A 25,205-nucleotide genomic window follows, 5' to 3' on the forward strand; every position below is an offset into this window, starting at 1 on the left:
GGCGGCCACCCGGGCCGCCGACCCCTCACGTGCTCAGTCCTCCTGGGCGAACTTCGCGACGATGTCCTCGTACTTGACCTGGCCCTCCTTGAGCAGGCCGATGCGGACCGCGATCGCCGCCATGCGGTCGAACGCGTCACGGCTCATGCGCCACTCCGGGTCGGCCTTGGTGATGACGTTCTTCGACCAGTCGTCCACGTAGGCGGTGCTGAGGTCGGCGGCCTTGCCGTCGAACGTGTTCTTGTTGAGGAAGGCGGCGGCGTCGTCGGGACGCGCGAGCATCTCGTCCTTGATCGTCGTCTGCAGGGCGAGGTAGTTCTCCACGGCCTTGGGGTTCTTCTTGAGGAAGTCCTCACGCACGACGAGCGGACCCACCTCCTGGCCGCTGAGGACCTCGGGCGAGGTCGTGTCGGAGTACTCGACGTAGATCGAGCCGCCGGTCGCCGCTTCCAGCATGCGGCTCGAGGCCCACGTCTGGCTGACGACGGCGTCGACCCGCTTGGACTTCAGCTGGGCGATCATCGGCGGCATCTGGCCGACGGCGAGGCGGGTGACGGAGTCCTTGTCGACGCCGGCCTCCTCGAGCGCGAGGGTGAGCTCGGTGTCGGCTCCCGCGCCGATGGCGGTGACGCCGATCGTCTTGCCCTCGAGGGCCTTCATCTTCTCCTCGAACGAGGCGTCGGCACCGGGGCCCTCGAAGCCGTCGCGCGTGATGATCGCGTAGGTGACGGTGGGCATCCGCATGCCGACGATGATCGGCCGCTTGCCCTTCTGGCCGTTGGCGAAGGAGGCCATCGTCAGCAGGGTGTCCTGCTGCATCGCGTCGATCGCGCCGGAGGCCAGCAGCTGCGAGCCCTGGACGCCGTTCTGCGGGTAGATGAACTTGTCGACCTTCAGGTCGTGCTTGGCGAACAGCTTCTCGTTGAGCGCGAACTCGTCCATGAGGTAGACGTCGCTGGGCGACGAGGCGATCTTCATGGCGACGGGCTCGCCGCTGCCTCCGTCCGAGGCCTCGCCGGAGGCGCCGCAGGCGGCGAGCAGCAGGCCCATCGCGACGACTGCCGACGTGGCCTGGACGGCCGTGCGTCGGGGGTGGCGGGACCGGCGGCTGGTGGCTCTTCCGGCGATGGTGCGGAACATGTGCTCTCCTTGGATTCTGACCCGGGGGGACCAGTTCGTGGGGTGGTGCTGGGGGGGCGCAAGTGACCTGGGTCACTCTTTTCGATACTGCGAGTCTGGGGCGATTTTCCTTGTGAAGTCAATGAAAATCGGACCTATCACACTGATAGGCAAACCGGGGTCACGACAGGTGGAGGCGCAGGGGGATCGAGCCCCACGCGCGCAGGGTGTTGTTGTGCTGGCGCGTCGGCGCCGAGGACAGCTCGATGCGGTCGACCCGCTCGAGCAAGACGTTCAGGAGGGACTCCGCCTGGAGCCGGGCGACGTGCTGACCGACGCACTGGTGGATGCCCATCCCGAAGGCCAGGTGGCCCGAGGGATCGCGTCGCAGGTCGAAGCGGTCGGGATCCTCCCAGCGGCGCGGGTCGCGGTTGGCGGCGCCGTAGCAGATCAGCACGCGCCGGCCCTCGGGGATCGTGGCGCCACCGAGCGTGACCTCGGCCGCGCTCTTGCGGAACAGCATCTGCACCGGCGACTCCCAGCGCAGTGCCTCGTCGAACGCGACGCGGGCCAGGTGTGGATCCGACTTCAGCAGCTCCCACTGGTCCGGGTGCGTGGCGAAGGCGTAGAGCACCGCGGAGAGCCCGTAGACGGTGGTGTCCGTACCGGCCGACAGCAGCGACCTGGTCAGCAGGGGAGCCTGCTCGTGCAGGATGTCGCCGCGGTCCGCGGCGGCCCAGATGTCCGCGCCGAAGCCCTTCGGGCTCAGGGCGTCGCGCTGGCAGGCGCCCGTGGCCCACTCGGCGAGCTCGGGGGCGCGCGCCTCGCCCTTCTTCACCAGGTCGTTGCGCGGGCCACCGGAGTTGAAGACGTGATCGGCGTAGGCCGGGAGGTTCTCCCGGCCGCAGATGCCGGCCGCCTCGGCGAAGAAGTTGACGGGGAAGACCCGGCCGACGTCGCGGTAGCCGTCGATGGCGACCTGCCCGTCCTCGGCGCGCTCCTCGACGAGGCCGTCGATCAACGCCGCGGCCTGCCGTGAGCAGGCGTCGGCCATCGGACGCATGGCGCGGGCCGACATGACGTCGGCGAGGACCTCTCGAGGTGCGTCGTGCCGGGGCGGGTCGGTCTCGAGCAGGCCGGTCGTGCGCCACGGCTCGTTGAGCCCGACGCCGTTGCCCGAGACCAGCTCCTGCCAGTTGGCGAGCACGGTGCGCACCTCGTCGTAGCGGGCCACGACGTGCACGTCGTACTTCGAGAGGTAGGCGATGGGCCCGGCGTCGAGGAGTCGCCGGTGGAAGGGGATCGGGTCCTCCAGGATCTCCGGGGAGAAGGGGTCCTCGTCGAAGACGGGAAGGGAGGTGGGCATGGCGCCAGTGGTCATCGGTCGCTCCTAGAGATCCAGCACGAGTCGTTCGGTCACGGCGCGCGAGACGCACACGAACATGCGGTCGTTCTCGGCGCGCTCGGCATCGGAGAGCAGGGAGTCGCGGTGGTCGGGAACTCCGGAGAGCACCCCCACCTCGCACGTGCCGCAGACGCCCTGCGAGCACGAGGCCAGCACCGGGCTGCCGGCCTCGGCCACGGCCTGCAGCACTGATTCGCTCGGAGTGACCGTGATGGTCTTGCCCGACCGGGCCAGCTCCACGGTGAAGGGCCCCGAGCGCACCGGCGGAGCCTGCTCGACTGCGGCGAACCGCTCGAAGCGGACGGTTCCCGTGGGCCACGCCGAGGTGGCCGACTCGATCGCGGCGAGCAGCGGCTCGGGTCCGCAGGAGTAGATCTTCGTGCCCTCCACCGGCTCGGCGTACTCCGAGAGGTCGAGCAGCCCGAACTCGTCCTGGGGCCGGGCGACCACACGGTCCCCGTACGGAGCGAGCTCCTCCAGAAAGGCCATCGAGGCCCGGGTCCGGCCGCCGTAGAGCAGCCGCCACTCGACGCCCATCCGCTCGGCGGCGGCGATCATCGTCATGATCGGCGTGATGCCGATGCCGCCCGCGATGAACTCGAGCCGCTCGGCCGAGGCGAGCGAGAAGTGGTTGCGCGGGGTGCCGATGCGGATGAGGTCGCCCTCGGCGAGCTCATCGTGCAGGTAGACCGAACCGCCCCGTGACGCGGGCTCGCGCAGGATCGCGATCTGGTAGGAGTGGGCGTCCCAGCGGTCGCCGCACAGGGAGTACTGACGGATCGCGGACGACCCGTCGGCCTGCGGGACGACGACGTCGATGTGCGAGCCGGGGGTCCAGTCGGGCAGCCGCCCACCCGCCGGATCGACCAGGGTCAGCCGGGCGACGCCGTCGGCGGGGAAGTCCTTGCGGGCGACGAGGACGGAGTCCTTGCCGAACAGGGTGGGGTTCGAGTGCGAGGCATCCTCTCGGGACGCCTCGGTGGAGGTGGTCACGCGAGCGACGCTACCCACGCGAAGCGGTGTGACCTAGGTCTCAAGGCGTATCGCCGTGATAGGTGCGCAGCGGTTACCGGTGCGGTGCGCCGCTGCTTGACTACGAGCGATTTCCCACTGCCTGCAGGAAGCGATGCCCGATGACCCACCTGAACTTCCGACTTGATCTCTACGGTGAACCGGCCGGCCAGCAGGAGGACGTGCTCTTCCGCCGCGTCATGCCCGCGGACGACGCGACGTGGCTGCGCCTCTCCGAGCACGGCGACGATCCCGTGGGACCTGTCGCCGACCGGATGGTCGTCGGCTCGGTCGTCGGTGACGACCGCCAGCCCGGCGACGCGGTCGCGGGGCTGGTCTCGCTGATCTGGTACGACGTCCCGGCCGACGAGGCGAGCGCGTTCGAGGACTGGTTCTCGCAGGAGCACGCGCCGATCCTGCTGGGCGAGCCGGCGTGGCTGCGGTGCCGGCGGGTCCGGGTCGCGGAGGACACCGCAGGCTCGAGCGTGACCCACCTCGTCGTCCACGAGCTGGCCGACCGGAGCGCGCTGTCATCTCCCCACGTGGAGGCGGCGCGCGCCACGCCGGCCCGCGCCGACATGGCGGCACGCCCGTGGTTCGCCGCGAACGTGATGGAGCTCTTCGAGCGGGAGACCCCGGCCGGAGCGACGTCGTGAACACCGACGAGCTGCTCCTGGGACTGGCGAACAAGCTCCGCCCCGAGCACACGGCCCTGCTGATCGTGGACATGCAGAACGACTTCTGCAGCCCGGGCGGATTCATCGACCGGTCGACCGCCTTCGACGCGTCCTCCACCGACGGCATCGTGGGCAGCATCCAGCGGCTGCGCGAGGCCGCCGCGGCCCACGGCGTGCTGACCGTCCACATCACCTCCCGCTTCGACGAGCCCAGCCTCAACGCCCCGGCGCGCGAGCGTCTGGTGCGCAAGGGGATGGAGCCGTACTGCGTGCCCGGCACCTGGGGCGCCCGGATCATCGACGCGCTGGCTCCCACCCCGGACGAGCGGACGATGGTCAAGACCGCGTACGACGCGTTCTACGGCACCGACCTGGACGCCGTGCTGGCGGAGCAGGGCATCGCCACGGTCGTGGTGACCGGCCTGGCCACCGACAACTGCGTGGCCGCCACGGCCAAGAGCGCGTTCTACCGCGGCCACTACGTCGTCCTGCCGACCGATGCCTGCACGTCGGGGTCCCCGCAACAGCAGCAGGCCGGGCTCACGATCGCCGACCACGCGTTCGCCGAGCTGAGCGACTCTGCCACGGTGTGCGAGCACTGGGCCGCTGAGGAGACAGCGTGATCGGGCGACTCAAGGCGGGCCTGCGACGCCAGCGCGAGGCACGCGACCGCTCCGAGATCTGGGCGCTCCAGGTGCGGTACGCCGGGGCCTGCGACCGCGCCGACCTGGCCGCGATCGAGGGCTGCTTCGCGCCGAACGCGCAGTGCATCTACAACGGTGAGAAGCTCGCCCCGGGCCGCTCCGGGGTCAGGGAGTACCTGCTGGCGCGCGCGGCCCTGATGAGCGAGGCCGGCACGCCCGACTTCGCCATCCACCTCGTGGCGAATGTGGAGGTCGAGTTCGACCGCGCGAGCGCCCACGCGTGGACCTACGGGGTCCGCTACGTCGGACGGACGACGGACGCGGGACTGGTGCTGGAGACCCGCGGGCTCGTCTACGACGACGTCCTCGTGCGGCACGAGGGCGTGTGGATGGTCCAGCAGCGCGAGCTGCGGGCGCTGTGGGACACCGCGCAGCCCGCGTAGTGGACCGAACGGCCCTCAGTCGCGACTGATGGAGGCCGAGGCCGGGCCCTTCTGCGCGAGGTGGCTCACGCCGGCGACGGCGCAGTCCTCGTCCTGCTGGGCACTGCCGCCGCCGACGCCCACGGCACCGACCTGGACGCCGTCGACGAAGATCGGCACGGCTCCCTGGCAGTAGATGATGTGACCGCCCTCGGCCTCGGCGATCGCCGGCATGATCGGCACGTGGGCCAGCTCCGCGACGACGCCGCTCGGGCGGGCGAAGGCCGCTGAGGCGACCGCCTTGCCCTGCGATCCGTAGCCGGCGGCCCAGTGGCCGCCGTCCATGCGCTGGAAGGCGAGCAGACGGCCGCCGGGATCGCAGATGGAGACGCTGATCCGCAGCCCCTGGTCCGCCGCGTGGCGGATCGCGCCCTCGGCGACGAGATTGGCGTGCTCGAGCGTGAGTGTGGTCATGGCGATCAGTCCGCGTCGATGTCGGCGATGGCCTGGCCGGGGGAGACCATCTCGCCCTCGGTGACGTGGACGGCCACGATCGTGCCGCTGGACTCCGTCAGGACGGGGATCTCCATCTTCATGGACTCCAGGATCGCGATCGTGGCGTCCTCCTCGACCGTGTCGCCGGGCTGGACGAGGATCTTCCAGACGTTGGCCGCCAGGTCGGCGTGGATGGTCTCGGGCATGGTGGTGCTCCTGTTCATCGCGCGGGTCGCGCGCTCAATAGATGGGTGACCAGCTGGGTGTCGTACCGGCCGGAGTCGTACTCGGGCGAGTCCACGAGCCGGCGCAGGAACTCGAGGTTCGTCTGCAGCCCGCCGGAGATCTCGGTGGCGTCGAGCGCCTCCCGCAGCCGGGCCAGCGCGCTGGGCCGGTCGGCCCCGACGACGCAGAGCTTCGCGACGAGCGAGTCGAAGTACGGGGTGACCTCGGTGCCGGCGGCGAAGCCGGAGTCCACGCGGACCCCCTCGCCGGACGGCAGCGACCACACGTCGATCGAGCCGGGGCTGGGGAACAGGCGCACCGGGTCCTCGGCGCAGATCCGCAGCTCGAACGCGTGACCCTGCGGTCGGGGGTCGAAGTCGGGCGTGAAGTGCCCCGATCCGGCGATGGAGAGCTGCTGCTCGACGAGGTCGGTGCCCCACACCAGCTCGGTCACGGGGTGCTCGACCTGGATGCGGGTGTTCATCTCGAGGAAGACGAACTCCTCGGTCTCGGCGTCCAGCAGGAACTCGACGGTGCCCGCGCTGCGGTAGCCGATGCCCTTGGCCAGGTCGACGGCGCTGGCGTGCATCCGCGAGCGCACGTCCTCGCTCAGGTGAGGGGCCGGGGACTCCTCGGCGACCTTCTGGTGCCGTCGCTGCGGCGAGCAGTCGCGCTCGCCGAGCGACTCCACGCGGCCGAACGCGTCGGCGACGATCTGCACCTCCACGTGTCGCGCCCGGGCGAGGTACTTCTCCACGAAGACGCGGTCGGATCCGAAGCTGCGCTCGGACATGGCCTTCGTCGAGGCGAAGACCTTCGCCAACGCGTCCGCGTCGTGCGCGACGGCCATGCCGATGCCGCCGCCGCCACCGGACGCCTTCACCATGACGGGGTATCCGAGCCCGGACGCGGCGGCCAGCGCGTCGTCGATGGTCTCGAGGCTGTCGCCACCACCACTGATCGGCACACCGACCGAGGCGGCGAAGCTGCGGGCGCGGATCTTGTCGCCCATCGCGGTCATCACCTCGGGCGAGGGGCCGACCCAGGTCAGGCCCGCGTCCTCCACGGCCTGCGCGAAGTCGGCGTTCTCGGCGAGGAAGCCGTAGCCCGGGTGGATCGCGTCCGCGCGGCACTCGAGAGCGAGCGCGATGATCTGCGCCCCGTCGAGGTAGCCGCGGACCGGGTGGTCGCTGGTGAGCTCGTACGCCTCGGCGGCCTCGGAAACGAAGGGCAGACCGGCGTCGATCGGGGCGTACACCGCGATCGAGTCGAGGCCGAGACGGTTGACCGTCGTGACGATGCGTCGGGCGATCTCGCCGCGGTTGGCGACCAGGACGCGCTGGGGGAGCTCGGACATCGCGCTCACCAGCTCGTCGGCCACGAGCTGAGCAGGTGCTCGCCCACGCCGTGGGTCCGTCGCAGCTGGTGGTCACGCAGCGAGTCGATGAGGAAGCGGCGGGTGTCGGCCGGGTCGATGACCTCCTGGACGCCGAAGACGCGCGCGGCGTCGTAGCCGGTGGACTCGCGCGCCATCTCGTCGAAGCGGCGCTCGAACTCCTCGGGCTCCTTGTCCGGGTCGACGCCGTGGACGACGCCGACGGCGGACCGGGGGTCCATGAAGCTGATCTCGGCGGTCCACCAGGCCGCGGCGGCGTCCGTGGTGAAGCCGCCGCCCATGTTGGCGTAGGCCTGGCCGTAGTTCTTGCGCAGCATGACCGTCGCGGTCGGCACCGTGACCAGCGCCAGCGCGTTCATCCAGTTGATGATCTTGCCGGCGGCCCGGCCGTGCTCGGCCTCGAGACCGATGAGGAAGCCGGGCTGGTCGACGAGGAACACCAGCGGGATGTTGTACGAGTCGCACAGCACGAGGAAGCTGATGACCTTGTCGATCGCGTCGGTGTCGATCGCGCCGCCCTTGAACATCGGGTTGTTCGCCACGACGCCGACGCTGCGACCGTCGATGCGCACCAGGCTCGTGATCATGTTCTTCGCGAACGCGGCCTTGATGGGGAAGACGGAGTTGGTGTCGGCGATGATCTCGACGACCTTGCGCATGTCGTAGACCTGCGCTCGCGACACCGGGACGATCTCGGCCAGCTCACGGGCGTGCTGGCCGGAGTCCGACGGGACGGGCGCGACGGGGGGCGCCTCGCCGTTGTGCGACGGCAGGTAGGACAGGAAGGTCCGCACCAGGTCGATCGCCTCCTCGTCGGTGTCGGCCACCGCGTCGGCGAAGCCGGTGATGCGCGAGTGCACCTTCCAGCCGCCGAGCTCCTCGCGGTCGACGGTCTGACCTGTCGCCCGGCTCACCAGCCCCGGGCTGGAGACGGCCATGACCGAGCCCTTGCGGAACACCGCGAAGTCGGACGAGACCGTGTGCCAGGCGGCCGAGCCGAAGGCGTAGCCGAAGACGGCGGAGGCCCACGGGCTCTCGCGCCGGCGCAGGAAGCGGGTCTTCTCGTTGCCGCCGCCCATGCCGGTGCCGCCCATGATGTCGGGCATCCGGACCCCGGTGGACTCGGCGAGGTAGACCAGCGGCATGCCGCGCTGGGCCGCCAGGGCCTTCATGTAGGCCATCTTCTTGTTGCTGACGTTGCCGCTGGAGGCGCCCTTCACGGTGAAGTCGTACGCGATGACGCCCGCCGTGCGGCCGTCGATCTCACCGGTTCCGGTGACCTTGCCGTCGGCCGGCGTGGCGTGGCGGTCGGAGTCGAACTGCGAGGTCGCGAACAGGCCGCTCTCGCGGAAGGAGTCCTGGTCGAACAGCACGTCGACGCGCTGGCGGGCGTTGAGCTCGCCCTTCTCGGCGCGGGCCTGCAGCTTCCTGGGGCCACCCATCGCCAGGGCGGCGCTGCGGCGCTCCTCGTGGGCGGAGGCGAATTCGGAGTGGGGCATCAGACGTTCTCCTGGGGGCTGGTCGTCGGGGCTGGTTCGGCGAGGAGTGCGGCGGCGGAGATCGCGGCCGCCTCGAACTGGCGGTGGGCCGCGACGCCGAGGCTGCGGGCGCGTCGGGCGTACTCGCCGATGCGCTCCTCCATGTCGCTCTTGCCGTCGCCCTTGAGGACGAGGAGGTGGTGCGTGGTCTCGGTCTCGGCCTGGAGCCGGGCCACCGTCTCGATGATCCGTCCGGTGACGTCGCCGTGGGTCTCCTCCAGGTTGCGCTGGATGATCCCCACGTTGAGGTGGGTCACGACGACGGCAGGCTCGGTCGAGGCCAGGATCGTGCGCAGGATGTCGTCGGCGACGGCGCCGCTGCGGACGGCGAGCGTTCCGGCCGGCACGTCCACCGGGTTGGTCAGGCCGTTGCCGGGGGGCAGGTCGAACGCCTCGAGTGCAGCGACGACCTCGGGGGCGAGCGTCGGCGTGACCAGGCCGTGGCGGGCGAGCGCGTCGGTGGCCAGGACGCTGGCGCCACCGCCGTTGCCGAACAGCACCACGTCGCGGGAGGAGGGGCGGACCGACGGCTTGGCGACGTCGAATCCCAGCAGCACCGAGAGGAAGTCGTCGAGCGAGTCGACCAGCCGGAGACGGGCCTGGCGCGCCAGCGCGGGCCAGAGTCGGTGGTTGCCCGACAGTGCGCCGGTGTGGCTGGCGGCGGCCCTCGAGCCCTCGGCGCTACGACCGCCGACGAGCAGCACGATGGGCTTGGTGACGAGGCGGTCGCCCGTGACGAGCTCCAGCACCTCACGCGCTCGCTCGAGGGACTCCAGGTAGAGACCGATCACGCGCACCTCGGGCGAGTCGAGGAGGTGACCCACCATCTCGGCCGGCGTCACGTCGGCGCTGTTGCCGATGCTCGTGACGGAGTGGAAGCGCACGCCGGACGCGGAGCCGAGTCGCAGGATGTCGACGCTCAGGCCGCCGCTCTGGGAGACCACCGCGACGCCACCGGGCTCGTACGGCGCGTCCGCGATGAAGCCGACACCGCCGCGTGACGTGTGGGTGCCCAGGGAGTTGGGGCCGATGATGCGCGTCCCCTGCCGGCGGGCGGACTCGACCAGCTCGCGCTCCAGCAGCTCACCACCGGCGACCTCGGCGAACCCGCTCGAGACCACCTGGGCGAACGCGACGCCGTCGACCGTCCGGGACAGCGCCTCGGCGACCTTCGCGCCGGGCAGGGCCACGAACGCGTAGTCGATCGCACCGGCATCGGCCAGGGACGGGACCGTGGCGATGCCCTCGACCTCGTCGGCCTTCGGGTGGACCGGGACGATCCGCCCCGAGAACCCCGACGTCTGCAGGTGGCGCACGAAGAGGTTCGCGGCGTTGACCGCGCGGGTGCTGGCGCCGAGGACGGCCACGGCCTTCGGCTCGAAGAGAGCGCTGAAGTCGGTCGGCGGCACGGGCGTGCGGGTCCGGTCCGTGGTGAGGGTCGCGGCGGGGTCCACGACGAAGCGCGCGTCCACGGCGACGGCGCCGTGGGCGCCGAGCTTGATCGGGTTGAGGTCGATCTCGGTGACCTGCGGCGGCATGAGGTCCAGCAGGCCCCCGGGTCCGGCGAGCGCCTCGATCAGCTCGACGAGGGCGTCGAGGTCGGCGGGCTCGCTGCCGCGAGCGCCCTGCAGCAGCGGCAGGCCGCGCAGCTCGTCGATCATCTCCACGATCTGCGGACGCACCAGGGGAGCGACGCCGAACGCCACGTCCTGCAACACCTCGACGAAGACGCCACCGAGGCCGACCATCACCACCCAGCCGACGCCGGGGTTGCGCACCGCGCCCACGACGACCTCGTGCGGGCCGGCGGCCATCTCCTCGAGCAGGAAGGCGGACACCTCGTGCCCGGCAGCGGAGACCGTCTCGCGCATCGTCCTGGCGGCGGCGTGCACCTCGTCGGCCGCGAGGCCGACCGCGACGCCACCGGCGTCGGACTTGTGGATCAGGGTGGGGGAGACCGCCTTGAGCACGAACGGTCCGGTGAGGTCGGCGAGCAGGAGCTCGGGGTCGGCCCCGGTCCGGCCGGCGGGCACATCGATGCCGGCGGCGGCCAGGATCGACTTGGCCGTGGCCTCGTCGATCATCCGCGGACCGTCGGCCTGCGACCCCACGCGTTCGACCGCCTGACGCAGGAGGTCACCGACCTGGGAATCGAGAGTTTCTGATGGCACGACACACCTTCGTTCGCTGCGAGATGGTGAGGCTGACAGCCTTGGTCAGCTCCGCCTCGATTCTCGTGCGGAACCCTGGGCAGAGGAAGGTCGCGCGGCCTGTCGGTGTGATGCGCAACACCTATCGGCGAAGGCTCAGAGCATGGGCGAGGGACGCGCGCCCGAGTGGGCCTCGGCGTTCTTCTTGATGAGCCTCAGGAGGGTCTGCACGACCGGCGAACGGTGCTCGTCCTTGCGCAGCACGGCGACCAGCTTGGTGCGCGCCCACGGCTCGTTGATCGGGATGAGCGTGACGCCGTCGCCCGACCGGGTGGACAGCGCGAGGGAGTTCGCGATCGAGATGCCGACACCGGCCCGCACCATGTGCTGGGCGGTCTCGGCGTTGTGGGCGGTGTAGACGACGCGGGCCTCGAAGCCCTCCATGAGCCGCTCCATCGCCGTGCGCAGGATGCTGCCCTGGCCCATGAACACGAGCGGCTCGTCGTCGAGGTCGGAGAACTGGAAGTCCTCGGACTCGCTGAGCGGGTGGGAGTCGGGCACGCACAGGACGAGGCGTCCGGTGAGCAGCTCGATGACCTGGAGGTGCTCGTACTCGTCGGGCTGCTCGAGCGCCTCGATCCGGACGGCCAGGCCGATGTCGTACGTCCCGCGGGCCACGCCCTTCAGGACGGACTCCGACCCGCCCTCGTTCACGTCGAAGCGGATGTTGGGGTGCTGGTCGTGCATCTGGCGGATCACCGGGGGCAGGAGCACGCTGCTGCCCGTGGCGACCGTGACGAGTCTGACGTTGCCGACCTTCAGCGTCTCCATGGCGCTGGCCTCCTGGCGCAGCATGTCCTCGGCCCGGATCGCCGCCGTCACGTGGGGCAGCATCCGCTCGGCGGCCTCGGTCGGGGTGGCGCCGCGCGAGCCGCGGAACATCAGGACGACCCCGAGGTCCTCCTCCAGCCGCTGGATCTGGTTCGTGATCGTGGGCTGGGAGACCCCGAGCTCGCGGGCGGCCTGACGGAACGAGCCCGTCCGCACGGCCGCCTCGAGGTACCGCAACTGCTCGAATCTCACGTCATGATCCTGCCAGTCGGTGGGGCCAGGGGGAACGAGCGGGAGCGCTCTGCGTCAGTCCGCGGGGGTCAGGTCGTTGAGCCCGGAGGGGTCGGTGACGAACAGGCCGCCCTCGACCGGCAGCACCGCCCCGGTGACGTACCCGGCCGCGGGGGTGAGCAGGAACGCGACCGTGGCGGCCACCTCGTGGGGCTGGCCCAGCCGCCGCAGCGGCGTGTTGGCGCCCAGCTGCTCGGCCAGGTGTCCTCCGGAGGAGACGAAGCGCGGCGAGAGGAAGAGTCCCGGCGCGACCGCGTTGACCCGCACACCGGCGGGACCGTACTGCGTCGCCAGCTCGCGCACCCACATCTCCAGTGCCGCCTTCGCCGGACCGTAGCCGGGGGAGTGGTGCCCCGAGAGGGTGGCGTTGGTGCTGCTCAGGTGGACCACGGCCCCGCCCCCGCCCGCGACGAGCCGGGGCATCAGCTCCTGGGCGAGCAGGAACGCGTGCAGGACGTTGACGCGGAAGTCGCGGTCCCAGTCCTCGAGGGTGAAGTCGGGCAGCCGGCGCCGCGTCTGCTGGCCGATGACGTCGACGTAGCCATCGCACCGGTCCCACTCGCGGTCGACGGCCGCTCCGATCCGTGCGACGCCCTCGGGCGTGGTCGCGTCGGCGACCAGCCAGGGCGCGCCGAGCCGCTCGCCCACGGCCCGGGCGCCGTCGCCGTCGATGTCGACGCACAGGACGCGGCCGCCCAGAGCGGTGATCGTGGTGGCGACGTGCTCGCCGATGCCCGCGCCGGCGCCGATGACGGCGTGGTGCTGCCCGTCCAGCCGGAAGAGGGACGTGTGGTCGACGTCCTCGACCGGCCGCGGGGCGTGCGGGTCAGCGGGCACGGACCGGGTCCGCCTGCCGGGCCAGGAAGCCCTCGATGTGCGCCCAGGTCTCCTGCGGGTGGCTGATGTTGGGCGAGTGCATGTGGTCGATCTCGACGACGTCGCACCGCTCCAGGACGTCGACCAGGTGCTTGGTCCAGCCGCGCTCGACGAGGGCGTCGCGGACGCACTCGAACAGCAGCACCGGCGTGTCCACGTCCGAGAGGCTCGCAGGGAAGGCGTCGGCGGGCGGCTGGAACTTGAGCGGCTCGGGCACGGGCGTGTGGATCGCCATCGTGGCCGCGAAGTGTCCCGGTGCCTTGGCCCACGCGTGGCGTCGGTCGACCTGGTCCTCGATCCCGTCGAAGTCGTCGCACAGCAGTCCGACGATGCGCGCGGTGTCCTCGCGGGTGCCGTCGAACCGGCCGAGCGCGGCGCCGGCCGCGGTCCGCCAGGGGCCGCCCGTCCCGCTGATGGTCGTCACCGACGCGATGCGGTCGCGCAGCTCCGGCACCGTGAGGGCGCGCAGCGCCACGGAGCCGCCGAACGAGTTGCCCACGAGGTGGACCGGCTCGGTCACGCCGAGCTGGTCCAGCAGCGCGAGCACGTGCCGCAGGCGGAAGCCGAACGGCGCCTGGTCGAGCCGGACGGACTTGGCGCTGCCGCCGAAGCCGAGCATGTCCACGGCGACGACGCGGAAGCTCTCCGCGGCGAGCGGCAGGACGTCGCCCCACGTCACGTCGGAGCTGGCGCCCCACGCGCCGTCGTGGAGGAACACGACGGTGGGGTCGTCGCGCGAGCCTCCCTCGAGGAAGCGGGTCTCCAGGTCGTTGACGAGGACGGTCTCGGTGGTGATCATCGGCGGTTCCATTCGTTGAGCGTGTAGTGGGAGGGGTCGACCTCGGAGGTGCCCTCGACGTAGTCCCACGTGGGCAGCGGCCACATGATCGTCGAGCGGCCGGCGGCGTTCTGGTACCAGCTGTGGGTGCCGGACCACTCCCAGACGCGGTGGGCGCTGGCCGCGAAGATCTCGTCCCGGTAGGCGTCGAACTTCTCCCGCGTGAGGGTCATGGAGCTCGCGCCCTCGCGCAGCAGCAGCTCGATGGACTTCGCGACGTAGTTGGCCTGGCACTCCATGAAGAACACGACGTTGCCGTGCAGCACCAGGCCGGTGTTCGGTCCGTACATGCAGAAGAGGTTCGGGAAGTCCGGGATCGTCAGGCCCATGTAGGCGCAGGCGTCCAGGCCCCATGCGTCGTGGAGGTCCTTGCCGCCGGCGCCGGTGACCGTCATCGGGGTGAGGAAGTCCGAGGCGCGGAAGCCCGTGCCGAAGACGATGACGTCGGCGGGGCGCTCGGTCCCGTCGGCCACGACGCCGTCGGCGGTGATGCCGGAGACGGCGGACGTGACCAGCTCGACGTTGTCGCGCTTGAGGGTCTCGACCCACGTGCCGTCGTCGCGGATGATGCGCTTCGCGCCGGCCGGGTAGTCCGGGATGATCTTCGGGAGCAGGTCGGTGCGGTCGCCGGCCTGCTGCGTGAGGTACGCCGTGAGGATCACGCGGAGCCGCTCGTTGGCCTCCGAGACCGCGACCTCGGTGGGCGGGTAGCTCGGGTCCACCGTCGCCGCGTCCAGCTGGCCGATGGCCCGGGGCACGAAGATCGTGAAGCGGTAGAACGAGCGGTACAGCGGCAGGTTGTTCAGCAGCCACCGCTCGCTCTCGCCGATCTCCTGGCGCAGCTCGGGCGTGGGCATGAGCCACGGGGCGCTGCGCTGGTAGATCGTGACCTTCGCCGCCTGCCTCGCCAGCGTCGGGGCGAACTGCAGGGCGCTGGCCCCGGTGCCGATGACGGCCACGTTCTTGCCCGTGAAGTCGATCGAGTGGTCCCACTCGGCGGAGTGGAAGGCCGGCCCGGAGAACCCGTCGAGCCCGGGGAGGTCGGGGATCATCGGGCGGTTGAGCTGGCCCACGGCACTCACGAGGATGTCGGCGGACTCGACCGCGGCCTTGCGGTCGGGGTCGATGATGCCGACGTTCCAGCGCGATGCCTGCTCGTCCCAGGACGCCTCGCTGACCTCGGTGTTGAAGCGGATGTGCTCCAGCAGGCCGTTGTTCTTCGCGAAGTCGGTGAGGTAGTCGAGGATGACCTCCTGCCGGCCGAAGTACGACGGCCAGTCGTGCGCCTGGAACGAGTACGTGTAGATGTGGCTGTGCACGTCCGTGCGGCAGTCGGGGTAGGTGTTCTCCCACCACGTGCCGCCGATGTGCGGCGCCTTCTCGTAGATCGTGAAGTCGATGCCGGCCTGCTTCAGCCGCAGGCCGACCATGAGGCCGGCGATGCCCGAGCCGATCACGATGGCGCGGAACGGGCGGTCGGGCGCCACCTCGTCGATCGTCCAGCGCGGGGCCCGGGGGTCGGTGCCCTCGGCGACGAACGCCACCGAGAGCAGCGCGGCGATGTCGTCGTCGTCGGAGTCCAGGGCCCAGTCGGCGACGGCACGGAGGAACTCCTCCGTCGGCTGGGTGGGCCAGGGCTCGCCCGAGGAGATCGCCTCGGTGAGCCGAGCGGTGCACACGGCGCGAGCCTCGTCGTCCGTCGCGGGATCGAGTCCCGACTGCGGCAGCACGGCCGCGGACGGCTTCCACTCGGGTCGCAGGAGCGACAGGTCACCCGTGACGTGGGCGGCGAGCAGGACCAGCGTGGGCACGGCGGCCGCGTGGACGTGCTCCTCCAGACCGGCGCGGACGGTGGTCGGGACGGGGGTGGTGGTGCTCACGGGGACTCCGAACTGGGCAAGACGAGAAGGGATCAGGAGGCGAGGAAGTCGCGCAGGAGGGCGGCGACGGGCTCGGGGTGGGACAGGGGAGCGAGGTGACTTCCCGGGACGCTCTCGAGGCGGGCGTCGTCGTAGGCGGCCGCGAGGGCCTCCATCGTCGAGCGCGGCGTGCTGAGGTCGTCCTCGGGCGAGATCAGCAGCGTCGGGGGCGTCGAGCCGGGGTGGACGTCGTTGACCTGGGTCATCGCGCGCAGGACCTCGGCGTGGGTCCGCGCGTCGGTGCGCAGCAGGCGGGCGTGGGCGCGCTGGGCTCGTGCGTCGGTGAGGTCGCTCGCGCCGGCGCCGAACCAGCGGTCGATGAGCGAGTCCGCCATCAGGGCGAGGCTCCCGGCGGACAGCACCGCGTCGATGCGGTGCTGGGCGCCCTCGAGCGCCGCGTCGTCGAAGCGGTGGGCGGTGGCGATGAGCACGAGGTGCGTGACGCGCGAGGGTGCGTCGGCCGCGAGCGCCTGCGCCACCATGCCGCCCATGGACAGGCCGACGACGGGCGAGGTCTCGATGCCGAGGTGGTCCCACAGGGCGACGACGTCGGCGGCCATGGCGCGCAGGTCGAGGTCGCCCGCGGCCGTGTCGCCGTGGCCGCGCAGGTCCGGCGCGAGCACGCGGTAGTCGGGTCCGAGCACGTCGGCCAGCGGCTCCCACCAGGACCCGTCGAGGGCGAGCGAGTGCAGGCACGTGACGAGGTGCTTCCCGGTGCCGAACACGCGGTACGCCACGGTCACGCCCTCCAGCGCGACCTGCTCGGTCGGCACGCTGGTCATCACTTCTTCCTCATGTTCATCACGGCGGCGTCGACCTTGTCGACCTCGTGACGCAGGCGGTCCGACAGGTCCATGAAGTAGGAGCGGAACTCGGCGCCGCCGCGCATCTCCTGCGAGCGGGGCCGCTCGAGCTCGATGGCCATGTCGGCCACGATGCGCCCGGGCCGGCTGGCCATGAGGATGACGCGGTCGCTGAGCAGGATCGCCTCCTCCAGGTCGTGCGTCACGAAGATGACGGTGGGGCGCTCGGCCTCCCACAAGGAGATGAACTCCTCCTGCTGGAGGGCGCGGGTCTGCGCGTCGAGGGCCGCGAACGGCTCGTCCATCAGCACGACGCTGGGGCTCTGGACGAGCGTCCGGGCGATGGCCACGCGCTGGCGCATGCCCTGCGACAGGTGCAGCACGTCGGAGTCGGCGAACTCGTCGAGCCGCACGCGGCGCAGCCAGGCGTCGGCCCGCTCGCGTCGCTCCTTCTTGTCGACGCCGTGGACCTCCATGGCGATCTCGACGTTCGACCGCACGCTGCGCCACGGCAGCAGGGCGTCACGGGCGAAGAGGAACGCCACGTCGCGGGAGGTGTGCGACACGGTGGTCTCGCCGATCTTGACCGTCCCGCGGCGTGGGTGCACGAGACCGCCGGTCATCGACAGCGCGGTGGTCTTGCCACAGCCGGAAGGCCCGACGATGCTCACGAACTGCGAGGGAGGGATGTCGAGCGTGAAGTCCTCCAGGACGGGGACCGCGCGGTCCCCGTGGATGAAGCTGTGGTGGACCTGGCTGAAGGTGATCCGCTGCCCTCGGGCTGCCGTTTCGGTCTTCGTCATGGTGCGTGCCTCTTCGTGAGCAGATGGTGTCGAGCGGGGCCGGGACGCGGCGTCGGTGGCGTCGATTCCGTCCGTGTCCCTGCACCCTGAACGCTCGGTGATCCGCATCACATGAGTCAAGGCTGGAGAGGCCGGATCGGTCTATCGCCCTGATAGGACCGGTTCCCTTGCTCTTCGCTGTTCGGCGGGGTGACGCTACTCACACATCGACCTTTTCGAGAGGCAAGACGCATGTCGCAACACACCATGGATCGCCCCGCCACCGGCACCGCCACCTTCGACTTCACGGGGAGCTGCGCGGTCGTGACGGGCGCCTCCGGAGGAATCGGGTCGGCGATCGCCGAGGCCTTCGCCCGCGCCGGCGCCGACGTCGTGCTGCACGGCCGCAACGTCGAGGCGCTGGAGGAGGTGGCCGGACGCGTCACCGAGCTCGGCCGGCGCAGCGTGATCGTCAGCGGGAACATGCGCGATCCCCAGACGGCCCGCGCGATCGTGGACGCCACGGTCGAGGAGTTCGGCTCGTTCGACATCCTGGTCAACAACGCCGGCGGCAACTTCGCCGCGCGGCTCGAGGACCTGTCGGTCAACGCGTGGAACGCCACGATCGAGACGAACCTCTCGGGCCCCTTCCACCTGGCCAGTGCCGCCTACGAAGTCTTCAAGGACAACGGCGGCGGCGCGATCGTGAACATCGGCTCCATCTCCGCGAATTACGCCCACCCGCTCCGCGGCGCCTACGCCGCGGCTAAGGCGGGCCTGGCGTCCCTCACGCGCACCATGGCGTGGGAGTGGTCGGAGGCGAACGTGCGCGTCAACTGCATCGAGCCCGGCGCCGTGCAGACGCAGGCCTCGCGCTTCGTCGACCCCGACCTCGAGCGCCGCATCGCGTCCTTCAGCGCGCGTCCGCGCGTGGGCCGCCCCGAGGACATCGCGAGCATGTGCCTGTTCCTCGCGTCCGACGACGCCGACTACATCACCGGCGAGACGATCAAGGTGGCAGGTGGGCCTCCCATCTCGAGCCCGGCCGAGCTCGCCCTCATCCGACCCGAGCAGGGAGAGTGACCACGATGTCCACCACCATGGAGAATCCGCCGGCACACGACGTCGAGTCCGCGTCGATCGCGGCCGCCGTGGGCCAGGAGATGTTCGCGGAGCGCCGCCGGCGTGAGCGTCGCGCTCTCGCCCTGACCTGGACGCTGCGGGTCGTGGCGCTGGTCGTCTTCGTCGGCCTGTGGGCGATGGCCAGCAACAACGCGTGGATCGACCCGCTGCTGATCTCGCACCCGAAGGACGTCGTCGTCGCGGCGTTCAACGAGGTGCAGGACTCCACCTTCTGGACCGACGCCCTCAGCACCTTCAGCGGAGCGATGGTCGGCTTGGCGGTCGGATCCGTGCTCGGCATCTTCGTCGGCGTCGTCTTCACGCACGTTCCCGTGCTGGAGCGGGCGTCCGGACCCTTCCTCACGCTCTTCAACAGCCTGCCGCGTCCGGCCCTGGCGCCGATCTTCATCCTGTGGTTCGGCCTGGGCTTCACGCCCAAGGCGCTCGTGGCCGCCAGCGTCGTGTTCTTCCTGCTCCTCACCGCCACGAGCGGTGCCCTGCGCGGGATCGACCACGACGTGAACATGCTGGGCCGGTCGCTGTCGCTGACGCCCTGGCAGCGGTTCCGCAAGATCGAGCTGCCCAGCGCCCTGCCCACGATCATCGGCGCGCTGCGCCTCGGTGCGGTCTACTCCGTCCTGGGTGCCGTCCTGGCCGAGATGGTCGGCGCGTACTCCGGCCTGGGCCAGCGCCTCGTCGTCATGACGAACAACTTCCAGGTGGCCGAGTCGTTCGCGGTCCTGCTGGCCATGGGCTTCATGGCGATGTCCCTCGACTTCGCGATCTCCAAGCTGGAGCGCGTCGTCCGGAACCGGTCCAAGTGAGCGCGGCTCCGCTGGTCGTCACGGGCGGGAGTTCCGGGATCGGCGCGGCGATCGTCCGCCACCTGGCCCCGCGCCGGCCCCTCGTCAGCATCGACCGCGCGCCGATGGACGAGCTGCCGGAGAACGTCACCGAGGTGATCGGCGACCTCGCCTCCGCCGAAGGGGTGCGTGAAGCCGCGGACGCCGTCCGCGACCTGACCGGCGGCAGCATCAGCGGCGTCGTCCACTGCGCCGGGGTCGCCACCTCGGTGGGCCCGCTGGCCGACATGGACGTGGCCGAGTGGCAGCGAGCCATCGACGTGAACCTCGTCGGCGCGATCGCGATGGGCCAGTACTTCGGTCCGCTGGTCCAGGACGACGGTCGCTGGGTGTACTTCTCGTCCGGCACCGCGCTCAAGGGTCCGGGTGGGATGGCGGCCTACGTCGCGTCGAAGGCGGGAGTCATCGGCCTGACCAAGAGCCTCGCCGCCGAGCTCGGTGGACGAGGGATCACGGTGAACGTGGTCGCGCCCGGCTTCGTGCTGACCCCGCTCTCGGCCCACCTGTCCTTCGCCGAGCCGGCGAACCTGCAGTCGCGTGCCATCCAGCGCTCGGCCACCGTCGAGGACTTCGTCGGCCCCGTCGACTTCTTCCTCTCCGACGGTGCGAGCTTCGTCAGCGGCCAGACCCTGGTCGTCGACGGCGGCTCCTTCAAGCACTAGGAGCCCTCGGTCGTGAGAGCAGTGCAGATCACCGAGTTCGGTGGTCCCGAGGTGATGCGGGTGACCGAGGTTCCCGTGCCGCGGCCGGGTGCGGGCGAGGTCCTGGTCCGCGTCGCGGCGGCGGGGGTCAACCTGGCCGACACCAGGATGCGCTCGGGGCAGTACCCCCTGCCGGTGCCCCTGCCGTTCGTCCCCGGCTTCGAGCTCAGCGGTCACGTCGAGTCCGCGGGTCCGGGGGCGGCCTCCCTGGTGCGCGATCCCCGCGTGCTCACTCCCGGGGCACCGGTGGTGGCGGTCGATGCCCGAGCTGCCTACGCCGAGTACGCGCTCGTCCCGGCGGACCTGCTTCTGCCGCTGCCGGACGGGCTCGACGTCGTGGCTGCCGCCGCGGTGCCCGTCGCCCACTCCGTGGCTTGGATGGCACTGCATGACCGGGGCGGCCTGCGACCGCACGAGACGGTCCTGGTGCACGCCGCGGGCAGCGGCGTCGGACTGGCCGCCGTCCAGCTGGCGGCCGCCGCCGGGGCCGAGGTGATCGCCCTGGCCAGCACGCAGGAGAAGCTCGACCTGGCTCGCGCTGCGGGAGCCTCGGTCGCCCTCGGCTACCAACCGAACTACCCGGTCTACGACCTCCGCCTCCGGCTCGACCGCGGGGCGGACCTCCTGATCGACGGGGTCGGCGGGCCGGTGCTGGCCGAGGGGCTGTCGCTGCTGCGCCCCGGCGGTCGTGCCGTGTGCTTCGGGCAGTCCGCGGGCCTCCCGATCGACCTGGACCTCTACCGTGCGGTGATCCCGAGGCAGCTCGACCTGCGTGGGCTGGCCCGCGGCGCGCTCGTCGACTCCCGTGATCCGCGCGACCGGGGACTGGTCGCCGACGCCGTCGCCCACGTGCTCGACCTCTGGCACCGGGGGATGCTGGCCGACCCGGTGGTCCGCCGGTTGCCGCTCGCCGAGGCGGCGCAGGCCCACGAGGCGATGTCCGACCGCGCGCACACGGGGAAGCTCGTGCTCGTTCCCGAGTGAGTCCTAGGTCGCGTGGTGCCGGGTCGTCCCGGCGCGGGCGATGCGCAGCAGCGCGTCGACGGAGTCCGGCAGGCGCCGCTCCATCAGCCAGATCGCGGTGAGCGGCCGCCAGAGATCGAGGTCGGTGGGGACCTCCACGAGCCGTCCGGTCTCGAGCTCGGAGGCGACGGCGCGCCGGGAGACGACGGCCGGGCCGACCCCCGCCCGCGCGGCGCCGATCAGCGCCGTCGTGGAGTCGGCCTCCATCGCGAGCTGAGGCTCGAAGCGCAGTGCACGCTCGAACGTGCTGCGGGTGCCGCTGCCGGTCTCGCGCAGCACCCACGCCTCGTTCCGCAGTGCCTCGTGCGGGACGGGGGTGCTGCGCCGGGCCCACGGGTGGCGCGGGTCGACGACCACGGCCAGCTGGTCCGACCCGACGAGCCGGTGAGCCAAGTCGCGGGGGACCGCGGCGCTCTCGATGAAACCGACGTCCACCGTGCGCGAGCGGACGAGCTCGGCCACCTTCTCGCTGTTGACGACGTGGAGCCGGGGCCGGACGACCACGGATCGGCTGCGGAGCTCGCCGAGCCAGCGCGGCAGGATGAACTCGGCGATCGTCAGGCTCGCGGCCACCTCGAGCTCGGCGTGCCGCTCGTCGCTCAGGGCCGTGAGGGCGGCCCGCATGAGGTCGACCTCGTGCAGCACGGTGCGGGCCCAGGACACGATCGCGAGCCCGTCGGTGGTCAGGGCCGTTCCGCGCGGCGACCGGTCGGCGACGATCACCCGCCAGCGCGCCTCGAACGCGCGGAGCCGGGCACTCGCTGCCGGCTGGCTGATGCCCCGGGCCTGGGCCGCCGCGCTGAGGCTGTTCAGCTCGGCGAGGTCCACCAGCAGGCGCAGGGTCTCCATGTCGACGTCGGGAGTCATCACCTTTGTTTATATCCCACGTCGATCGCGGGGTCTACTGCCGCCAACCGCACTCGGCGATGGTCGAGGTATGGCCCTCACCCTCGACGCCCGGACCTCGGGATACCGGCTCGCGCCGGCGCTCGTCGCGGCCGCCATCGCGGCCGGGGTGAACCTGGTGTTCCCTCTCGCGAGTCCGCTCCTGGTCGCGCTGGTGCTCGGCGTCGTCGTCACGAACACGCCTCTCGCCCGGCACCGGATCCTCCACGACCAGGAGCGGCTCACGAAGCTGCTGCTGCGCTGGGGCGTCGTCATGCTCGGCATCAAGCTGCCGATCGACGCCGTGTTCGGGATCGGGCTGGGCGGCGTCGCCGTGGTCATCGGCACCGTCCTGATCACGTACTACGGCACCTTGGCGATCGGAGCCCGGCTGGGCCTCGAGCCGCGCTTCGTGACCCTCATGGCGGCCGGCTTCTCGATCTGCGGCGCTGCCGCGATCGCGGCGGTCGCCGACACGGTGCGGGCCCGCCAGCGCGACGTGGCCCTGGCCGTCGCCCTGGTGACGGTCTTCGGATCGATCATGATCGCCCTCGTCCCGTGGGCCTCCCACCTGATCGGACTCGACGAGGCCCAGGCGGCCGTCTGGGCGGGCGCCAGCATCCACGAGGTGGCCCAGGTCGTCGCGGCAGGATCGGTCCTCGGCGGTGGAGCCGTGGCGCTGGCCACGACCGTGAAGCTCGGGCGGGTCGCGATGCTCGCGCCCATGTCGATCCTCGTGGCCCGCCGCTGCACCGACGAGGGCTCGAGGAAGGCGCCCCTGCTGCCGTGGTTCGTGGTGGGCTTCATCGCCGCCGTCGCGCTGCGGAGCACCGGTGTGCTGCCGGAGTCCGCGCTGACCGTGGCGGGCGTGGTGACCAACGTGCTCCTGGCGGCCGGCATGTTCGGTCTCGGCCTCGGGATCAGGATGCGGGAGCTGTGGCCCGTGCCCGCTCGCGCCCTGGTCCTGGCGACGCTCTCCACGGCCATCGCCGCGGGCTCCTCGCTGGCCCTGCTCACGCTCCTGATGTGAGGCTCGACAGCAGGTCGCGGCACGCCTGCTCACAGCGACGGCAGGCCTCGGCGCAGATGCGGCAGTGCTCGTGCATCTGCGCGTGCTGCTCGCACTCGTCGCCGCAGGCCCGGCAGACGCTGGCACACGCCTCGAGGAACGCGCGGCTGACGTCCACGGTGTCGGCGGTGAGGCGGGTCAGGGCGTTCCCCGTGGCCACGCAGATCTCGGCACAGTCCTGATCGGTGCGGATGCATCGCGTCAGCTCCGCGACCATCTCCTCGGAGAGGCAGGCATCGGCGCAGGCCGTGCACGTCTGCGCGCACGCGAAGCAGGCCTCGATGCAGGCGGCCAGCCTCTCGCGGTCGACGTTGCCCCAGTCCTTCGGTGTGGCGTCCAGCATCGTCGTGGTCATGGGTCCTCCTCGGGCCGTGGCTGTGGGACGCGGAAGTGCCCCGCTCCACCGGTTGCGTACCCGTTCGGACGACGACGATGCGTCCCTCAGGAGGGAGGCGGCCCCGTCGGGTGCTGCGTGCGGGCGACCTTGCGGTCGGTCATGAGGATCCAGACCGCCATCGCGATCCCGGAGCAGACGGCGAAGAGGAACAGCAGCATCGCCAGGCCGGGGTAGCCCAGCAGCGTCCACTCCGACGGGACGCGCATCGTCAGCGCGGCACCGAGGATCGTGGCGGCGATGATGATGCCGAGGGTCAGGCGGTTGGCGATCCGCTGCAGGACCATGTGCAGGCGCTGCTCGTCCATCGCGTCGACCTTGACCCGGAACTCGCCCTCGGCGAGGGCGTCCATGATCCGGTTGGCGCGCTTGGGCAGCTCGGCGACGAAGGTCTTCGACTCGATCGCGGCCGCGACGATCCCGCCCGGCGTCATGGTGAGCCCGGCGGTGAAGATGTCGCTGACGTTCTCGCGGATGGCCTCGGCGGGGGAGAAGCCCGGGTCGAGGTGCGACGTCGAGCGGTCGAGGTTGAGCAGCGCCTTGCCCACCATCGACATCTCGGCGGGCGGGCGCAGCCCGTGGGCACCGGACAGCCGGCTGAGGTCGACCAGCACGGCTCCGACGGCGACGTCGGCGCCGCTCGCGATCGCCTCGGACACCAAGTGCGACACGTCGTCGCGGAAGGCGCCGGCGTCAAACCCGTCCAGCGGGTGTCCCATGCTCGCGAGGATCGAGGCGGTCTCCTCGCCGTCACCGTCGCTGATGGCCAGCAGCAGCTTGATGATGTCGTGCTGGACGCGCGGCGGCACGGACGCGGTCATGCCGAGGTCGAGCAGGGCCAGGCGGCCGTCGTCGGTGAGCAGCAGGTTCCCGGGGTGGGGATCGGCGTGCAGGATGCCGGCGTCGAGGATCATCCGCAGGTAGGCGCTGAACAGCTGCTCGACGATGGGTCGGGCATCGAGGTCCACCAGGCCCAGCTGGCCGATGTCGGTGACCTTGCGGCCCTTCACGAAGTCCATGGTCAGGACCTTCGACGTGGTGTAAGCCGGCACGGGCTGCGGGACGAGCAGCAGGTCGTACGCGGCGGTGAGCTCGCCGAAGGTGACGAGGTTGCGCGCCTCCCGGCGGTAGTCGAGCTCGCCGGCCAGGGAGCGGCGGAACTGGTCGAGCAGGCGGCCGAAGCCGAACCGGTGGCCGACCTCGGTGCGCTTGTCGGCCAGCCGCGCGAGCCGGCCGAGCACCTTCATGTCCTCGCGCACGACGTCGCGCACTCCCGGGCGCTGCACCTTCACCACGACCTCGCGGCCGTTGCGCAGCACCGCCCGGTGCACCTGGCCGAGGGAGGCCGCGGCCAGCGGCTCGGGGTCGAACTCGGTGAAGCGCTCCCGCAGCGTGGCGCCCAGCTCCGTCTCGACGACCTCGCGGACGGCCTCGAACTCGATCGGCTCGACCTCGTCCTGCAACCGCTCCAGCGCCGTCGTGTACGACGCGGGCAGGAGGTCGAAGCGCGTGGACAGCAGCTGGCCGAGCTTGATGAACGTCGGGCCCATCCGCTCGAGGTCGTCGGCGAAGGCCTCCGCGCGCTCGGCGTCGCCGAGGGGAGTCTCGTCGTCGATGTCGAACTCGTCGAGCTGGGCCCCGGCGAGGAGGTCGGACCTGCCGTGGCGTCGCACCAGCCGGGCCAGCGCGACGTACCGGTTGTCGTCCAGGATCGTCATGTCGCAAG

Annotated in this window: 25 protein-coding genes; 8 read left to right on the top strand and 17 right to left on the bottom strand. The window is 71.2% G+C overall.

Annotated features, from left to right (window positions below):
• Positions 1 to 33 precede the first annotated feature (33 nt).
• From B2363_RS10320 to B2363_RS10330, 3 genes are all read right to left on the bottom strand, one after another.
• On the bottom strand, positions 34 to 1,140 hold the full coding sequence (locus B2363_RS10320) for an ABC transporter substrate-binding protein (RefSeq protein ID WP_286929957.1): 1,107 nt from the start codon (positions 1,138 to 1,140) through the stop codon (positions 34 to 36).
• A 160-nt stretch (positions 1,141 to 1,300) separates the two neighbouring features.
• Positions 1,301 to 2,500, bottom strand: a complete 1,200-nt coding sequence (locus B2363_RS10325) for a cytochrome P450 (protein ID WP_286929958.1) — start codon at positions 2,498 to 2,500, stop codon at positions 1,301 to 1,303.
• Between the two features lie 9 nt (positions 2,501 to 2,509).
• A complete protein-coding gene (locus B2363_RS10330; protein ID WP_286929959.1) occupies positions 2,510 to 3,517 on the bottom strand; it encodes a PDR/VanB family oxidoreductase in 1,008 nt (335 codons plus the stop codon).
• Between the two features lie 140 nt (positions 3,518 to 3,657).
• Between B2363_RS10330 and B2363_RS10335 the strand changes: the two genes are divergently transcribed.
• From B2363_RS10335 to B2363_RS10345, 3 genes are read left to right on the top strand one after another with little or no spacing between them, the layout of a single operon-like run.
• Positions 3,658 to 4,191: a hypothetical protein gene (locus B2363_RS10335; RefSeq protein ID WP_286929960.1), complete on the top strand. Its 534-nt coding sequence runs from the start codon at positions 3,658 to 3,660 to the stop codon at positions 4,189 to 4,191.
• Complete coding sequence (locus tag B2363_RS10340; protein WP_286929961.1) at positions 4,188 to 4,835, top strand: cysteine hydrolase family protein; 648 nt, start codon at positions 4,188 to 4,190, stop codon at positions 4,833 to 4,835. The genes B2363_RS10335 and B2363_RS10340 overlap by 4 nt, the downstream gene beginning before the upstream one ends.
• On the top strand, positions 4,832 to 5,299 hold the full coding sequence (locus B2363_RS10345) for a nuclear transport factor 2 family protein (RefSeq protein WP_286929962.1): 468 nt from the start codon (positions 4,832 to 4,834) through the stop codon (positions 5,297 to 5,299). Before B2363_RS10340 ends, B2363_RS10345 begins: the two co-directional genes overlap by 4 nt.
• A 15-nt stretch (positions 5,300 to 5,314) precedes the next feature.
• Here B2363_RS10345 and B2363_RS10350 read toward each other — a convergent pair whose 3' ends face one another.
• From B2363_RS10350 to B2363_RS10400, 11 genes are all read right to left on the bottom strand, one after another.
• Entirely contained in the window at positions 5,315 to 5,752 is a 438-nt protein-coding gene (locus B2363_RS10350) for a GlcG/HbpS family heme-binding protein (protein WP_286929963.1), read from the bottom strand.
• A gap of 5 nt (positions 5,753 to 5,757) precedes the next feature.
• Positions 5,758 to 5,979: a biotin/lipoyl-binding carrier protein gene (locus B2363_RS10355; RefSeq protein ID WP_286929964.1), complete on the bottom strand. Its 222-nt coding sequence runs from the start codon at positions 5,977 to 5,979 to the stop codon at positions 5,758 to 5,760.
• A 14-nt stretch (positions 5,980 to 5,993) separates the two neighbouring features.
• On the bottom strand, positions 5,994 to 7,379 hold the full coding sequence (locus tag B2363_RS10360; RefSeq protein WP_286929965.1) for an acetyl-CoA carboxylase biotin carboxylase subunit: 1,386 nt from the start codon (positions 7,377 to 7,379) through the stop codon (positions 5,994 to 5,996).
• On the bottom strand, positions 7,361 to 8,893 hold the full coding sequence (locus B2363_RS10365) for an acyl-CoA carboxylase subunit beta (RefSeq protein ID WP_286929966.1): 1,533 nt from the start codon (positions 8,891 to 8,893) through the stop codon (positions 7,361 to 7,363). Before B2363_RS10365 ends, B2363_RS10360 begins: the two co-directional genes overlap by 19 nt.
• Complete coding sequence (locus tag B2363_RS10370) at positions 8,893 to 11,103, bottom strand: acetate--CoA ligase family protein (RefSeq protein WP_286929967.1); 2,211 nt, start codon at positions 11,101 to 11,103, stop codon at positions 8,893 to 8,895. Before B2363_RS10370 ends, B2363_RS10365 begins: the two co-directional genes overlap by 1 nt.
• A gap of 135 nt (positions 11,104 to 11,238) precedes the next feature.
• Positions 11,239 to 12,165 carry a LysR family transcriptional regulator gene (locus B2363_RS10375; RefSeq protein ID WP_286929968.1) on the bottom strand — a complete coding sequence of 309 codons (927 nt, stop codon included), beginning with the start codon at positions 12,163 to 12,165 and terminating at the stop codon, positions 11,239 to 11,241.
• A 54-nt stretch (positions 12,166 to 12,219) separates the two neighbouring features.
• Positions 12,220 to 13,041 (bottom strand): SDR family NAD(P)-dependent oxidoreductase, encoded by an 822-nt coding sequence (locus B2363_RS10380; RefSeq protein WP_286929969.1) that lies wholly within the window; start codon positions 13,039 to 13,041, stop codon positions 12,220 to 12,222.
• Complete coding sequence (locus tag B2363_RS10385) at positions 13,031 to 13,891, bottom strand: alpha/beta fold hydrolase (RefSeq protein ID WP_286929970.1); 861 nt, start codon at positions 13,889 to 13,891, stop codon at positions 13,031 to 13,033. The genes B2363_RS10380 and B2363_RS10385 overlap by 11 nt, the downstream gene beginning before the upstream one ends.
• Complete coding sequence (locus B2363_RS10390) at positions 13,876 to 15,798, bottom strand: flavin-containing monooxygenase (protein ID WP_286929972.1); 1,923 nt, start codon at positions 15,796 to 15,798, stop codon at positions 13,876 to 13,878. Before B2363_RS10390 ends, B2363_RS10385 begins: the two co-directional genes overlap by 16 nt.
• A gap of 32 nt (positions 15,799 to 15,830) precedes the next feature.
• A complete protein-coding gene (locus B2363_RS10395) occupies positions 15,831 to 16,619 on the bottom strand; it encodes an alpha/beta fold hydrolase (protein WP_286929974.1) in 789 nt (262 codons plus the stop codon).
• Positions 16,619 to 17,443, bottom strand: a complete 825-nt coding sequence (locus B2363_RS10400; RefSeq protein WP_286929975.1) for an ABC transporter ATP-binding protein — start codon at positions 17,441 to 17,443, stop codon at positions 16,619 to 16,621. Before B2363_RS10400 ends, B2363_RS10395 begins: the two co-directional genes overlap by 1 nt.
• 231 nt (positions 17,444 to 17,674) lie before the next feature.
• Here B2363_RS10400 and B2363_RS10405 point away from each other — a divergent pair, with 231 nt between their 5' ends.
• From B2363_RS10405 to B2363_RS10420, 4 genes are read left to right on the top strand one after another with little or no spacing between them, the layout of a single operon-like run.
• Positions 17,675 to 18,505 (top strand): SDR family NAD(P)-dependent oxidoreductase, encoded by an 831-nt coding sequence (locus B2363_RS10405; RefSeq protein ID WP_286929976.1) that lies wholly within the window; start codon positions 17,675 to 17,677, stop codon positions 18,503 to 18,505.
• Positions 18,506 to 18,510: 5 nt separating this feature from the next.
• A complete protein-coding gene (locus tag B2363_RS10410) occupies positions 18,511 to 19,368 on the top strand; it encodes an ABC transporter permease (protein WP_286929977.1) in 858 nt (285 codons plus the stop codon).
• Complete coding sequence (locus B2363_RS10415) at positions 19,365 to 20,069, top strand: SDR family NAD(P)-dependent oxidoreductase (RefSeq protein ID WP_286929978.1); 705 nt, start codon at positions 19,365 to 19,367, stop codon at positions 20,067 to 20,069. The genes B2363_RS10410 and B2363_RS10415 overlap by 4 nt, the downstream gene beginning before the upstream one ends.
• A 12-nt stretch (positions 20,070 to 20,081) precedes the next feature.
• Complete coding sequence (locus tag B2363_RS10420) at positions 20,082 to 21,092, top strand: quinone oxidoreductase family protein (protein WP_286929980.1); 1,011 nt, start codon at positions 20,082 to 20,084, stop codon at positions 21,090 to 21,092.
• Between the two features lie 3 nt (positions 21,093 to 21,095).
• Here B2363_RS10420 and B2363_RS10425 read toward each other — a convergent pair whose 3' ends face one another.
• Positions 21,096 to 21,998, bottom strand: coding sequence for a LysR substrate-binding domain-containing protein (locus tag B2363_RS10425; protein ID WP_286929983.1), 903 nt, complete (start codon positions 21,996 to 21,998; stop codon positions 21,096 to 21,098).
• A 70-nt stretch (positions 21,999 to 22,068) separates the two neighbouring features.
• Here B2363_RS10425 and B2363_RS10430 point away from each other — a divergent pair, with 70 nt between their 5' ends.
• Positions 22,069 to 23,046, top strand: a complete 978-nt coding sequence (locus B2363_RS10430) for a YeiH family protein (protein WP_286929985.1) — start codon at positions 22,069 to 22,071, stop codon at positions 23,044 to 23,046.
• Here B2363_RS10430 and B2363_RS10435 read toward each other — a convergent pair.
• Together B2363_RS10435 and B2363_RS10440 are read right to left on the bottom strand one after the other, a co-directional pair.
• The gene (locus B2363_RS10435) at positions 23,030 to 23,440 is read right to left on the bottom strand and encodes a four-helix bundle copper-binding protein (RefSeq protein ID WP_286929987.1); all 411 of its coding nucleotides are present in this window, start codon (positions 23,438 to 23,440) and stop codon (positions 23,030 to 23,032) included. The two genes, B2363_RS10430 and B2363_RS10435, sit on opposite strands and share 17 nt — an antisense overlap.
• Before the next feature lie 86 nt (positions 23,441 to 23,526).
• A complete protein-coding gene (locus tag B2363_RS10440) occupies positions 23,527 to 25,197 on the bottom strand; it encodes an ABC1 kinase family protein (protein WP_286929989.1) in 1,671 nt (556 codons plus the stop codon).
• Between the last annotated feature and the right edge of the window lie 8 nt (positions 25,198 to 25,205).

It is taken from the genome of Aeromicrobium sp. UBA7512 (assembly GCF_002476985.1).
Classification (GTDB): Bacteria; Actinomycetota; Actinomycetes; order Propionibacteriales; family Nocardioidaceae; genus Aeromicrobium; species Aeromicrobium phoceense.